The sequence below is a fragment of the Terribium retamae genome, assembly GCF_022347545.1.
Taxonomy (GTDB): domain Bacteria; phylum Pseudomonadota; class Alphaproteobacteria; order Rhizobiales; family Rhizobiaceae; genus Mesorhizobium; species Mesorhizobium retamae.
In genome coordinates, this window is record NZ_JAKREW010000075.1 from 1 (window position 1) to 13,708 (window position 13,708).

The following is a 13,708-nucleotide window of genomic DNA, read 5'->3' on the forward strand; positions in this document are numbered from 1 at the left end:
TGTTGTGTATAAGAGACAGCATCGAGGCGATCCTGCTCGACAGCAGGGCGCCGCGTTCGGGCGATGCCTATCTGCGTTTCATCCCGCGCACCGAAATGGACATCGCGGTGGTCAGCGCCGGCGTCAACCTGACGCTCGACGAGGCGGGTGTCGTCAAGACGGCACGCGTGGCGCTGGGTGCCGCGGCGCCCACCGTGCTTCTGGTGGAAGAGGCGGCCGAGGTGCTGGTCGGCTCCAAACTGGATGAAGCGACGCTGGAAAGGCTCGCCAAGGTCTGCGCGGGGGCCTGCCGCCCCATCGACGACAAGCGCGGCACCATCGAATTCAGACGGAAAGTCGCGGGCGTGCTGGCCGGACGGGCCGCAGCAAAAGCTTATGAACGTGCAGGAGGCAAGTGATGGCTGGCGTAGCGGTTTCAACGACGATCAACGGCGATCATGTCGAATATCTCTGCCAGCCTGACGAGACGCTGCTGGACGTGCTGCGCGACCGGCTCGGGCTGACCGGCGCCAAGGAAGGCTGCGGCACCGGCGACTGCGGCGCCTGCAGCGTCATCGTCGACGACCGGCTGGTCTGCTCGTGCCTGGTTCTGGGCGCGGAGGCGGAAGGCCGGCGCATAGAGACCATCGAAGGCATGGCGCATGGCGAGAAGCTGCATCCGCTGCAGCAGAAATTCCTGGAGCATGCCGCTTTGCAATGCGGCATCTGCACGCCGGGCTTCCTGATTGCGGCCAAGGACCTTCTAACCAAGAACCCGGACCCGACCGAGGAGGAGATCCGCTTCGGGCTGGCCGGGAACCTGTGCCGCTGCACTGGCTATGACAAGATCGTGCGCGCCGTCCAGGACGCCGCCAGCGTGATGAGAGGCTGAGACGATGAATTTCGATCCCCGTCTGACCAACCGCAGTTTCACCTCTGTCGGCACGCGTCCCGTCCGTCCCGACGGCATCGACAAGGTGACCGGCCGCGCCCGCTACGGCGCCGACTTCAACATGGCCGGCCAGCTGGTCGGGCGCGTGCTGCGCAGTCCGCACGCCCATGCCGTCATCCGCGGCATCAATACGTCAAAGGCCGAGGCGCTGCCCGGCGTGAAGGCGGTGATCACGGCGGCCGACCTGCCGGATCTCACCAATGGCGACAGCGCCATGTATGACATCCTCGACAATTGCATGGCGCGCAAGAAGGCGCTCTATGACGGCCATGCCGTGGCGGCGGTCGCCGCGATCGATGCCCGCACGGCAAGGCAGGCGCTGAAGCTGATCGAGGTCGATTATGAAGTGCTGCCGCATGTCACCGATGTCGACGAGGCTTTCCAGCACGGCGCGCCGCTGATCAACGACGCCGTCTTCACCGAAGGGCTGGAGGAGAAGCCGGTCAAGCCGTCCAACGTCACAAAGCGCACGCAATATGGCCATGGCGACGTGCATAAAGGTTTCGCCGAGGCCGACACGATCGTCGAACGCTCCTTCAAGACGGAACAGACGCACCAGGGCTATATCGAACCGCATGCCTGCGTGGCGAGCGTTAGCGCTGACGGCATGGCAGAGCTCTGGGTCTGCACGCAGGGTCCTTTCGTCTACCGCCAGCACTGCGCCCAGCTGCTCGGCATGGAAGCCTCGAAGCTGCGCGTCACCTCTTCGGAGATCGGCGGCGGTTTCGGCGGCAAGACCCATGTCTGGGCCGAACCGGTTGCCTTGGCGCTGTCGCGCAAGGCGGGCCGGCCGGTGAAGCTGGTGATGACGCGCGACGAGGTGTTCCGCGCCTCCGGCCCGACCAGCGCTACCTCCATCGACGTCAAGATCGGCGCCAGGAAGGACGGCACGATCACTGCCGCGGAAGCGACGCTGCGCTACAGCTGTGGCCCCTATCCCGGCATGTGGGCCGAAATCGGCGCCATGACGTCGTTTGCCTGCTACAGGCTGGAGAACGTCAAGACGGTCGGCTTCGAAGTGCTGGTCAACCGGCCGAAGACCGCCGCCTATCGCGCGCCTTCGGCGCCGATGGCTGCGTTTGCGGTGGAAAGCGCCATCGACGAGCTGGCCAAGAAGGTCGGCATCGATCCGGTCGAGTTCCGCATCAAGAATGCGGCCCAGGAAGGCACCCGCGCCTCCTACGGTCCGGTCTACGGCCCTATAGGCATCGGCCCGACGCTGGAAGCGGTGAAGAACCATCCGCATATGAAGGCGCCATTGGCCAAGAACCAGGGGCGCGGCATGGCCTGCGGCTTCTGGTTCAACTTCGGTGGCCAGACCTGCGTCGATCTCAACATCGGCATGGACGGTTCGGTGTCGCTGGCCGTCGGCACGGTGGATGTGGGCGGCTCACGCGCCTCGCTGTCGCTGGTGGCGGCGGAAGAGCTCGGCATCGACTATTCCCAGGTCAAGGCGATCGTCGCGGACACGTCGAGCCTCGGCTACAACGACATGACCGACGGCAGCCGCGGCACCTTTTCCTCCTCCATGGCGACGATTTCTGCGGCCCGCAACGCGATCAAGATCCTGCGCGAACGCGCCGCGCAGATGTGGGACATCCCCGTCGACGACGTCACGTGGGAGAAGGGGCATGCGATCGCCAAGGGCGAGAAATACGGCAACCTGTCGCCGCTTTCGCTGAAGGAGATCGCCGCCCAGTCCGGCACCACCGGCGGGCCGATCGCCGGCCACAGCGAGCTGGTCGCCGACGGCGCCGGCGTCTCCTTCGCCACCCATATCTGCGACATCGAGGTCGACCCCGAGACCGGCTCGACCCGGGTATTGCGCTATACGGTGGTGCAGGATGCCGGCAAGGCGGTGCATCCGACCTATGTCGAGGGCCAGTATCAGGGCGGCGCGGCGCAAGGCATCGGCTGGGCGCTCAACGAGGAATATATCTACGGCAAGGACGGCCGGCTGCAGAATGCCGGCTTCCTCGATTATCGCATCCCGGTCTGCTCGGACCTGCCGATGATCGACACGCAGATCCTCGAGATCCCCAACCCGAACCACCCATATGGCGTGCGCGGCGTCGGCGAGACCTCGATCGTGCCGCCGCTGGCGGCGATCGCCAATGCGGTGTCGAACGCGGTCGGCGTGCGCATGACGCATATCCCGATGTCGCCGCCGCGCATCCTGGCGGCGCTCGAGGCTAGCGCATCGGCCCACGATGCGTAGATTCAAAGTGATAGAGCGTCCTTTGCGCGTCCAAACGGACGCGCGGCGCTCTAAACGGGGCGGCTGATGGTCGCCGTCACGCTCTGGGGATCGCTCGCCGCTGTCGCCGGAGGCAAGGACAAGCTCGACATCGAAGCCAAGGATATCCGGGAACTGTTCAGGAAACTCGCTGAACAGTATCCCGCCTTCGAGCCGTTCATCGACCGCGGCATCGCGGTCGCCATCGACGGCACCATCTATCGCGACACCTGGTCGAAGGAACTGCCGGAAGGTGCGGAGATCTTCCTGCTGCCGCGTCTGGCGGGAGGGTAGCGGCGCTTCGACCGGCAGGAATATCTCCCGGCCTCGCGTCGAGCTTGCTCACTCGAGCGTTGGCCCCCATCCCCTTCCACGTTCCGGAATGGAAGGCGCCCGTGGCGCCGGTCGGTCGCTTCATCGCCGAAGACCCGTGACCGTCATGACGCGGTCTGGCCCGGCGCGGCTTTCTTGACTGGGCCGCACTCCTGAGATATCGAACGTGAGGTACGTACATCAAGGTCGAAGAAATACAGAAACCTCGATGAATCGGGGCGCGCCGATGCTACGCGCCGCGCGGACGGGAACGAGTTCAAGAAAAACAGGGGGATGGAATGGACGGCGTGAATTTGAACCCGGAATTCTCCGTGACGAATGAGGAAGCGCTTCGGGCCCTGTTCGAGGCCACGCATGATCTGGCGATACAGAAACACCAGACCGCCCTCGGCAGGCATGCCCAGGAGTTCATCCGGCGATCGCCGTTCCTGTGCATCGGCACGCAGGATCGGAACGGGAAAGCCGACGTCAGCCCGCGTGGAGACCCTCGCGGTTTCGTCAGGATCCTCGACGAGCGTACGCTGGCGATACCGGACCGGCCGGGCAACAATCGCCTCGACAGCCTCGTCAACATCCTGGCCAATCCCAGCGTCGGGCTGATGTTCGTCATCCCGGGGTTCGACGACACCTTGCGCGTGAACGGGCACGCCACGCTCACAACCGACCCCGATCTGCTGGACAGCATGAGTGTCAATGGCCGCACGCCGAAGATTGCGATCGTGGTCGAGGTGAAGGGCGTTTTCATGCACTGCGCCAAGGCATTCCGGCGCTCTCGTCTGTGGGACCCCGAGCATTTCCAGGATCGCGCCGAAATGCCATCGCTGATCAAGATCATCCTGGACGAAACCACAGGCGCGCCGCTCGCCGAAGAAGAGATGCGCAAGAGGGACGACGACCTGGAAAAGGACTACCAGGCGACACTCTACTAAACGCCTGCACGCTTCTCTCGGAAACGCTCTTCCGAGAGCCTTCCGCGATCACCTTCGGCTCGTCAGCTTCCTAAATCCGCCGTTCGGTCTTGACGTCGAACAGATGCAGTTGCGCGGGTTCGAAGTCGAGGCCGACCGTCTCGCCGGCTGCCGTCCCGCCGCGGCCGTTGATGACCACGGCGAGTTCCGGGGTCGTGGCGGTGGTGAGGTAGGTGGCCGCGCCCGTCGATTCGACGACGGCCACCGGTACTTTGAGCATCGCCTTGTCGGGCGGCGCGAGGGTGATGTGCTCCGGGCGCAGGCCGACGGTCAGTTCGCGGCCGGGCTGGACGGGATAGCCGACATCCACGCTCTGGGGCTGGCCGAGGTCGAGCACGACGGAACGGCCGTCCTGCCCGCCCTGCGCCGGGATGAAATTCATGGCCGGCGAGCCGATGAAGCCGGCGACGAACTTGTTGGCCGGCTTGTCGTAGAGATCCAACGGTCGGCCCTGCTGCTCGATGATGCCGGCCCGCATGACGACGACACGGTCGGCCATGGTCATCGCCTCGATCTGGTCATGCGTGACGTAGACGGAGGTCGCGCCGAGCCGGTCGTGCAGCGCGCGGATCTCCTTGCGCATATGCACGCGCAAGGCCGCATCGAGATTGGAAAGCGGCTCGTCGAACAGGAAGGCCTTGGGGTGGCGGATGATGGCACGGCTCATCGCCACGCGCTGCCTCTGGCCGCCGGAGAGTTCGCGCGGGTAACGATCCAATAGATGCGAAAGGCCGGTGGTGCGCGCCACCTCCGCCGCCGCCTTCCTGGCCTCGGTCTTCGGCATGCCGCGGACGCGCAGGCTGTAGGTGAGGTTCTCCTCCACGGTCATATGCGGGTAGAGCGCATAGGACTGGAAGACCATCGCCACGTCGCGCTTGCGCGGCGGCACCTTGTTCATCACGTCGCCGGCGATCTTGAGCGTCCCCGTCGAGATGCTCTCGAGTCCGGCCAGCGAACGCAGCAGCGTGGACTTGCCGCATCCGGACGGACCGACAAGCGCCGTGAAGCTGCCCTTCTCGATCGACAGGTCTATGTCCTTCAGCGCGTGATAGTTGCCATAGTGCTTGTTGACGCCGGTCAATTCGATCTGCGCGATCATTTCAGGGCTCCCGAGGTCAGGCCGGAGACGATGCGGCGTTGCAGGAGAACGAACACCGCCAGGATCGGCGTCACATAGATGGTCGCGAAGGCCATGATGTTGTTCCACTCATTGGTGTTGGGACCCATGAAGGAGTTGAGTCCGACGCTTGCCGGCTGCAGCTCGATGCCCTGGATCATCGACTTCGAATAGACGAACTCGCCGAAGGCCTGCATGAAGATGAGGATGGCGCTGACGAGGATGCCGTTGCGCGCCAGCGGCAGCACGATGTTGACGAAGGCGCCGATGCGGCTGTTGCCGTCCACCAGCGCCGCCTCTTCCAGCTCCTGCGGCACGGCCATGAACGTGGCGCGCACGAGGATCACGAAGAAGGGCATGCTCTTTGCCGCGATCGCGACCACCACGGCGAGACGCGGATAGTCGAGCACGCCAAGCTGCGAGAAACCAACGAAAATCGGCGTGACCATCAGCGATGCCGGCAGCACCTGCAGCATGAGGACCAGGAACAGGCCGATATCGACCCAGACATTGCGGTAGCGCGCCAGCACATAGGCGCAGCCGACACCGAGAACGGCGATGAGCGTCGTGGCCCCGATGGCGATGACCAGCGAGTTCCACAGGAAACGCCCCATCTGCCGGCTCTGCCACACTTCGGCGAAGGTGTTCCATCGCGGCGCGGCCGGCCAGAAGCTGGGCGGCGTGGCGAACATTTCCGAGCCGCTCTTGAGCGCGGTTATGTACATCCAATAGAGCGGGAACAGGTAGATCCCCGCCAGCAGGATGGCGAGTGCGAGCATGACGCGGTTGTGGGTCCTCTCGCTCATCCCCGCACCTCGTGACGCGTCGAACGCACATAGACGACCGAAGCGAACATGACGAACACGATCATGATGACCGAGATCGTCGCGCCCTTGGCGAAGTCATATTGGCGGAACGAAAGCTCCCAGGCCCAATATTGGGTGACGTTGGATGAGTTGTTCGGTCCGCCGGAGGTGATGGCCGCGAAAAGATCGAACTGCTGCAGCGTGAAGATCAGGCCGAGCGCGATGATGGCGCCGATCGAGGAGCGCATCATCGGCAGGGTGATCGTCCAGAAGCGCTGCCAGGCATTGGCGCCGTCGAGCTCGGCGGCTTCGTAGAGATCGCCGGGGATCGCTGAAAGACCGACAGAGAGCAGGATCATGTTGAAGGCGGTGCCGAGCCAGATGTTGGCGATGATCACCGCGTACAGCGAATACTGCGGGTCCGAGCGCCAGAAGATGTTGCCGGAGATGATGCCGCTCTCCCTGAGCAGGAAGTTGAGCACGCCGAAATCCCCCGACAGGATCCAGTTCCAGACGGCCCCGACGACGAGGCCGGGCATGACCCAGGACACGAGGAACAGGCCGCGCAGCCAGGAAGCACCGGGGAAGTTGACCCAGAAGAACAGCGCCAGACCGAAGCCGATCAGGAACTGTCCGGCGATCGAGCCGACGACGAAGACGAGGGTGTTGTAGAGGATCGGCCAGGTCTCGGGCTGGGCGAAGAGATCGCGGTAATTCTTCAAGCCGACGAAGGGCCGCGAGAAGGTGCCCAGGCTGAACATGTCGACTTCCTGGAAGCTCATGACGGCGTTGTAGATGAGCGGCAGGCCGGCCATCAGGAAAAGGAAGCCGAGCGGGAAGGCGACCAGCAGGATGTCGAAGCCGTGCCCGTCCCTGATGCTTGAAAGGATCCGTCTCATGGCGTTCGTCTCATGGGGGTCCTGCGATGTTCCGACCTGGACCGCCTGACCCTTTCGGGCCAAGCGATCCATGCCGGGAGGAAACTTCAGGCGGCCCAGGGACCGCCGATGGACGCGAGATCAGCCGAGCACGGCCTTGATCTTTTCGGCGGCCTGATCGAGCGCTTCCTTCGGGCTCATCTGGCCGGTCAGCGCCGCCTGGATGGCATCCTGGATGGCCTTGGAGATCTTTGGCCATTGCGGATGCGGGCCGCGTGGCTTGGCATATTTCAGCTGCTCGAGGAACACCTTGAGGGCGGCGTCCTTCAGCGGCTGGCCGGTCTCGGGGATCGAGATGTCGGAGCGGGCTGGCAGCTGGCCGAAATTCTTGAACAGCTTGTCGTCCTGCGAGACGAAATATTCGAGCGCCTTGAAGGCTTCGGCCGGATGCTTGGTGCTCGAGAAGATCGCCCAGTTGAAGTCGCCCATCGCGGAGGAGCGCTCCGCGCCTTCCTTCGGCACAGGCAGCAGCGCGACGCCCCAATCGAATTTCGCTTCCTGGGTCATGCGCTCGAGTTCCCAGGGACCCGAGATCGCCATGGCGGCGTTGCCGGAATTGAAGGTGCCGGTGGAGTCCCATTGGCCTCGCGTCATGGAGTCCGGAGAGGCGAGCTTCTCGTCGATGATCGTCTTCCAGGTCTCTAGCGCCTTGACAGCGCCATCGGCATTGATGTGCTCATAGCCACCGCCGCCCATCTGCGCCCAGGGCAGGAACTGGAACGTGCCTTCCTCGCTGGCCTTGGCCGAGAAGGCCAGGCCATAGACGTTCTTGGCCGGATCGGTCAGCTTGCGCGCATCCTCGACCAGTTCGTCCCAGGTCTGCGGCGGCTTGTTCGGGTCGAGCCCCTTCGCCTTGAACATATCCTTGTTGTAGTAGAGCGCGATCGTGTTGGTCGCCTTGGGAACGCCGTAATACTTGCCGTCCCACTCGACCGATTTCAGCGGCCCGGGAAAATAGTTCTCCGGCTTGATCACCGTGGACCCCTTGATCATGTCCGTAAGATCGAGGAAGGCGCCACGCGACGAGAACAGCGCATGCTCCGGATTGTCGACGGCGATGATGTCGGGCGCCTGGCCGGTTGCATAAGCGCGCATCGCTTCGGTGACGACGTCGTCGAACTGGATGAGACGGTACTCGATCTTGATGCCGTTGTTCTGCGCGTTGAATTCCTTGATGAGATTGGGCGCCGGCTGGATGTCCTTGTCCAGCGACCAGAGGGTCAACGTCACGTCTTCCGCCTTGGCCGAAAGGCCCATGAGGGAGACGCCAGCCAGCGCCAGAGCGCCGATGACTGCAAACTTGCGGATGGTCATAGTTCTCCTCCTTTGTGGTTATCGGTGCTGGATCAGGATGGTTCGACTGAGCTGCCATTCCGATCCAACTCTTTGTTTGAGCATGATCTTTTCCGAAAACCGGTTCCCACTTTTCGGGATCATGCTCCAGCCGGCAAAATTTCCTCCTCGCCGGCCGGGTGTCTTCAAACGGGGTCGATGACGAAGTCGCCGCCCCGGGCCTGTTTCAGATGGTTGAGCGCATGCACCTGGCCGGTCATTTCGAGCGCGTCGCGATAGACCGGGTCGTGCCAGCCCTCGATGTCGATCGAACCGGACCAGCCGGCCAGCCGCAGCTCGGAAATGACGTCCGTCCAGTTGGTGTCGCCAAAACCGGGCGTGCGCATGAAGACGAACTTCTCCTTGCCGAAGATGCCGTGCTCGCGGATAACGTCCCAGCGGATCGTCGCGTCCTTGCCATGGACATGGAAGATCTTGCCCGCCCATTTGCGGATCTGCGGCAGCGGGTCGATGAGATAGACCATCTGGTGGCATGGCTCCCATTCGAGGCCGATATTGTCGTGCGGCGTCTCGTTGAACATCAGCTCCCAGGCATCGGGATTGTGGGCGATGTTCCAGTCACCGGTCGCCCAATTGCCGTCCATGGCACAGTTCTCGAAAGCGATCCTGACGCCCTTGTCGGCAGCGCGCCGGGCGAGTTCGCTCCAGACCTGCCTGTAGCGGGGCAGGCTTTCGGGAAGCGGCTTGCCGCGCAGGCGGCCGGTGAAGCCGGCAACACAGGTGGCGCCGAAATGATGGGCGTTGTCGATGCAGTCCTTCCAGCCCTGCAAGGTCTGCAGGTCGATGTCGGTCTCCTCGAGCGGATTGCCGAACATGCCGAGCGTGGAGATGGTGATGTCCCGTTCGCCGATCGCCTCGCGGCAGCGCTTGCCCAGTTCGGCGAGGTCCTGGCCGTTCGTCGTCTGCCAGAAGAAGGGCTCGAAGCTTTCGAAACCCATACCGGCGATCTGGGCGATGCGCGTGGCCGCGCCGCCGTCCGAGGCGCGCACCATGGTGCCGATGCGAATGGATTTTGCCGGGTCGGTCATGAAGAAGTCCTATGCTGCAATGGTGATGCGCCGGGCCGCGCGCGCGCTTTCGATCGCGCCGAAGACCATGGCCAGGCTCTTGATGTTGTCGCTGCCGTCGGTTTCCGGACGACGGCCGGCGGAGATGGCTTCGAGGAAGCGCTCGATCACGCTGGCATGGCCATGCGTGTCGGCGTCGTCTTCCGGGGCGGGAACCTCCAGCGGCCCGGTCGGGCGGAAGAAGCCCTGCGTGCCGGTGACGATGTTGGCCTCGAACCGCTCCGCGCCATCCCACATCAAGGTGCCCTTGGTGCCGGTGACGCGCCAGGCGCTCTCCCAGCTCGTGGGAGCCCCTTCGGCGCACCAGGAGCCGCGATAGGTGAAGACGACATCGTCGGAGAATTCGAAAATGGCGTTGGCCGACGCGCCGTGCCGGTACCAGGAACCCGGCGGGTTGGAGGCGTGGCAATAGACGGCCTGCGGGTCCTTGCCCGACATGAAGCGCGCGGCATCGAAAGTGTGGATCGCCATGTCGAGCAGCAGGACGTTGTCCATCTGCTCCCGGAAGCCGCCGAAATGCGGGCCGAGGAAGAAGTCGGCGTGCAGGCTGGTGAGACGGCCCAGCGTCTCCTCCTCGATCATGCGGCGGATGCGGCGCACACCGGCGATGTAGCGGCGGTTCTGCACGACGGCGTGCAGTTTGCCGGCCTTGTCGGCGAGATCGCGCAGCTCGCGCGCTTCCTCGAGCGAAGCCGCCATCGGCTTTTCGCTCAGCACGTGGCAGCCATGGGCGAGGCCGGCGGCCACGACCGCCCGGCGCGCCTCGGGAACCACGATGTCGAACAGGATGTCGGGCCGGGTCGCGGACAGCACGGCATCGAGGTCGGTACCGGTCGCGGCGTCCTGGAGATCGAACTCGGCGGCGAGCGCATCCGCGGCCGCCCGGTCGAGGTCGACCAGGCCGACGACGCTGACACCCTGCTTGAGAGCCGGGGTATCGCGAAGCGCCTTCAGCCAGCCTTTGGCCATGGCTCCGCACCCGCACAGAACGACCTTGTACGTCACGAATTTCCTCCAGTGACAGAGGCCAAAAAGCTCCTCGACCGACCTCCGTAAACGTTTACGACCTTATGAGTTGAAGCTATTTTATGTCAATAGGGACTCGCGCATCTGGCGAAATGAGGAAGATCGATGAAGGGCATCCGCCAACTTGCCGAGCATCTCGACATTTCGATCGGTACCGTTTCCCGTGCCCTCAACGGCAAGCCGGACGTCAATGAGGAGACGCGCAAGCGCGTGCTGGAAGCCGCCATGTCGCTCGGCTATGTCGCCAACCAGTCGGGCCGGGCGCTTCGAAAAGGCTCCACCGGAGTCATCGGCTTCATGATCCAGACGGGCCAGGCGATCACCGGCCATGGCGATACTTTCTTCATGAGCGTTTTCGATGGCGTGCAGTCGGTGCTCGCCCGCCACAAGCTCGACCTCGTGGCGCTGCTGTGCTCGTCGGAGGAAGATCCTCTCGACTATCTGAAGCGCGTCGTCGCGCGCGGCTTTGCCGACGGCATCATCCTGTCGGCAACCCAGCGCCACGACCCGCGACTGGAGATGCTGGCCAAGCGCAAGGTGCCCTTCATCACGCTGGGACGAAGCCTGACGGATGTCGGCCAGCCATGGATCGACCTCGATTTCGAAGGCATGGCAGAGACCTCGATCGAGCGGCTCGTGGCGCGGGGCCATCGCCGCATCGCCGTCACGCGCCCGCATGACGACATCAATCTCGGCTATGTCTTCGTCGATCGCTGCCGCGAGGTGCTGGCCCGCCACGGCCTCGAGCTGGCGGAGGAGCACATCTTCCGCTCCCTGCCGAACGAAGCGGGCGGCTACCGGATCGCCCGCGACCTGCTCGCCTGCGAGCAACGCCCGACGGCGATCCTGCTGATCAACGAAGCGCTGGCGACCGGGCTCTATCGCGGGCTGAACGAGGCAGGCCTGCAGCCCGGGCGTGACATCGCGGTGATCGGACGGCGCAGCCCGCACTCGCATTTCCTTTCGCCGCGGCTGTCGGTCTACGACCTGTCGCTGCGCGACCTGGGCATTGCGCTTGGCGAAACCTTGCTGGCCACGATGCCAGCCTATGCCGGGAGCTATGCGGAGCGCCCTGCCCGCATGTTGTGGCCAATGACCTTCGCGCCGGGGGAAAGCGATGGCGAGGCCCCGGCCGACAGAGGCTGACATGTTCGACGCATGAAGGCTCTTGAGGCGACGCTCGCTTCAGCGGGTCAGACCATGCCTGTCGCCAAGCCATAAAGCACGCCGAGCAGCGCGCAGCCCGCCAGCACCCACAGCATGCCCACCCTGAAGCGGAACACGGCGAGCAGCGCGACGACCGCCAGCGCCAGCGCCGCCAAGTCCACGCTGGCCAGGACAGGTATCTCCAGCGTCGCGCCGAGCGCTTTCATTTCCCGGACCTCGGCGAACAGCACATGCAGCGCGAACCAGACGGCGAGGTTCAGTATCACCCCGACAACGGCCGCGGTGATCGTCGCCAGCGCAGCCGAGAGCGCCCTGTTCGAGCGCAGCGCCTCGATGTAGGGCGCGCCCAGGAAGATCCACAGGAAGCAGGGCGTGAACGTCACCCAGGTGGTGAGCAGGCCGCCGAGGGTGCCGGCGAGCAGCGGATGCATGCCACCCGGCGCACGGAACGCCCCCATGAAGCCGACGAACTGGGTAACCATGATCAACGGACCGGGCGTGGTCTCGGCCATGCCCAGCCCGTCCAGCATCTCCCCCGGTTTCAGCCAGCCATAACCCTCGACCGCCTGCTGGGCGACATAGGCGAGCACGGCATAGGCGCCGCCGAAGGTGACCACCGCCATCTTGGAGAAGAAGACGGCGATCTGCGAAAAGACGTTTGCCTGTCCGTAAAGCAGCAGCAGGGCCGCCACCGGCGCCAGCCACAGTACCAGCAGGATCGCGGCCATCCGCAACGACGACCTGCCGGCATTGCGGGCATGGGCCGGAATGTCTTCACCCAGCGCGGTGTCGGCATCCGCGACCTGATGCTGTCCGGCCTTGCCGTGGCTGCCCGTTGCCATGAAGGCAGCCCAGCCGGCACGGCCTCCGACGTAGCCGATGAGGCCCGCAACAAGTACGATCAGCGGGAACGGCAGGCGAAAGACGAAGATGGCGACGAAGGCGGCAGCGGCCAGTGCCACCATGACGGCGTTGCGCAGCGCCCGCCTGCCGATGCGCATGACGGCTTCCAGCACGATCGCCAGCACGGCGGCCTTGAGGCCGAAGAACAGCGACTGCACGATCCCGACGTTGCCGAAGATGGCATAGATCCAGCTCAGTGCCATGATGGCGACGAGGCCGGGCAGCACGAAAAGGATGCCGGCGACGAGGCCGCCCTTCGTCCGGTGCAGCAGCCAGCCGATATAGATGGCGAGCTGCTGCGCTTCGGGGCCGGGCAGCAGCATGCAGTAGTTCAAGGCATGCAGGAAGCGGGTCTCGCCGATCCAGCGCTTTTCCTCGACGAGGATGCGGTGCATGACCGCGATCTGCCCGGCCGGACCGCCGAAGCTCAGCGCGGCGATCCTGGCCCAGACCTTCACCGCCTCGGCAAAGCCGATGCCATGCGCCGCCGGACGGTCGGGCGCCGGCGCCTCGGGAGCCGCGACGGTCATTGCGCTGCTCCCGGTTTGGCGCTTGGCCAGTTGTGGCTCTCATCCGTCGCGTCGCGGCACCAGCGGTAGAAGGCATCGTAGAGCGTCATGCCTGCTTCCAACTGCGCCAGATCGTCGGAATACATACGCGAGAGGCCGAGCGAAGCCGCCAGCAATCCCGCCGCTTCCGGCGCCAGGTCGAGCCGGGCGGTGTCGGCGCCGCGCACGATGGCGGGGGGGCGCCGGGGCGGGGGGGGGGGGGGGGGGGGGCCCGGGGGGCCGGGGGGGGGGGGGGGGGGGGGGGGCGCCGGGGGGGCGGGGGGGGGGGGGGCGGGGGGCCGGCGGGGGGGGGGG

The 13,708-nt window shown here is 64.9% G+C and carries 14 protein-coding genes; 6 read left to right on the forward strand and 8 right to left on the reverse strand.

Annotated elements, in window-relative coordinates; genetic code table 11:
- From L4923_RS29425 to L4923_RS29445, 5 genes are all read left to right on the forward strand, one after another.
- A partial coding sequence (locus tag L4923_RS29425; RefSeq protein WP_425531032.1) for an FAD binding domain-containing protein occupies positions 1-398 on the forward strand: 398 nt, incomplete at its 5' end.
- Entirely contained in the window at positions 398-871 is a 474-nt protein-coding gene (locus tag L4923_RS29430; RefSeq protein ID WP_239370658.1) for a (2Fe-2S)-binding protein, read from the forward strand. The genes L4923_RS29425 and L4923_RS29430, both read left to right, overlap by 1 nt.
- Before the next feature lie 4 nt (positions 872-875).
- Positions 876-3,149 carry a xanthine dehydrogenase family protein molybdopterin-binding subunit gene (locus tag L4923_RS29435; RefSeq protein ID WP_239370659.1) on the forward strand — a complete coding sequence of 758 codons (2,274 nt, stop codon included), beginning with the start codon at positions 876-878 and terminating at the stop codon, positions 3,147-3,149.
- A gap of 66 nt (positions 3,150-3,215) precedes the next feature.
- The gene (locus L4923_RS29440) at positions 3,216-3,461 is read left to right on the forward strand and encodes a MoaD/ThiS family protein (RefSeq protein ID WP_239370660.1); all 246 of its coding nucleotides are present in this window, start codon (positions 3,216-3,218) and stop codon (positions 3,459-3,461) included.
- A 317-nt stretch (positions 3,462-3,778) separates the two neighbouring features.
- Positions 3,779-4,429, forward strand: coding sequence for a pyridoxamine 5'-phosphate oxidase family protein (locus L4923_RS29445; protein ID WP_239370661.1), 651 nt, complete (start codon positions 3,779-3,781; stop codon positions 4,427-4,429).
- Between the two features lie 70 nt (positions 4,430-4,499).
- Here the strand turns inward: L4923_RS29445 and L4923_RS29450 are convergent, their stop codons facing one another.
- The 6 genes from L4923_RS29450 to L4923_RS29475 form a co-directional block, all read right to left on the reverse strand.
- Positions 4,500-5,567 (reverse strand): ABC transporter ATP-binding protein, encoded by a 1,068-nt coding sequence (locus tag L4923_RS29450; RefSeq protein WP_239370662.1) that lies wholly within the window; start codon positions 5,565-5,567, stop codon positions 4,500-4,502.
- Entirely contained in the window at positions 5,564-6,391 is an 828-nt protein-coding gene (locus tag L4923_RS29455) for a carbohydrate ABC transporter permease (RefSeq protein ID WP_239370663.1), read from the reverse strand. Before L4923_RS29455 ends, L4923_RS29450 begins: the two co-directional genes overlap by 4 nt.
- Positions 6,388-7,290, reverse strand: coding sequence for a carbohydrate ABC transporter permease (locus L4923_RS29460; RefSeq protein WP_239370664.1), 903 nt, complete (start codon positions 7,288-7,290; stop codon positions 6,388-6,390). Before L4923_RS29460 ends, L4923_RS29455 begins: the two co-directional genes overlap by 4 nt.
- Before the next feature lie 120 nt (positions 7,291-7,410).
- Positions 7,411-8,643, reverse strand: coding sequence for an ABC transporter substrate-binding protein (locus L4923_RS29465; protein WP_239370665.1), 1,233 nt, complete (start codon positions 8,641-8,643; stop codon positions 7,411-7,413).
- A 164-nt stretch (positions 8,644-8,807) separates the two neighbouring features.
- Positions 8,808-9,710 carry a sugar phosphate isomerase/epimerase family protein gene (locus tag L4923_RS29470; protein ID WP_239370666.1) on the reverse strand — a complete coding sequence of 301 codons (903 nt, stop codon included), beginning with the start codon at positions 9,708-9,710 and terminating at the stop codon, positions 8,808-8,810.
- Between the two features lie 9 nt (positions 9,711-9,719).
- Positions 9,720-10,754, reverse strand: coding sequence for a Gfo/Idh/MocA family protein (locus L4923_RS29475; protein ID WP_343304454.1), 1,035 nt, complete (start codon positions 10,752-10,754; stop codon positions 9,720-9,722).
- Between the two features lie 126 nt (positions 10,755-10,880).
- Here L4923_RS29475 and L4923_RS29480 point away from each other — a divergent pair, with 126 nt between their 5' ends.
- Positions 10,881-11,921, forward strand: a complete 1,041-nt coding sequence (locus L4923_RS29480; RefSeq protein WP_239370668.1) for a LacI family DNA-binding transcriptional regulator — start codon at positions 10,881-10,883, stop codon at positions 11,919-11,921.
- Between the two features lie 47 nt (positions 11,922-11,968).
- On the opposite strand, the gene chrA is transcribed toward L4923_RS29480, so the two are convergent.
- The gene (chrA, locus tag L4923_RS29485) at positions 11,969-13,375 is read right to left on the reverse strand and encodes a chromate efflux transporter (protein ID WP_239370669.1); all 1,407 of its coding nucleotides are present in this window, start codon (positions 13,373-13,375) and stop codon (positions 11,969-11,971) included.
- On the reverse strand, positions 13,372-13,708 hold a 337-nt coding region (locus L4923_RS29490; protein ID WP_239370670.1), incomplete at its 5' end, for a chromate resistance protein ChrB domain-containing protein. The genes chrA and L4923_RS29490, both read right to left, overlap by 4 nt.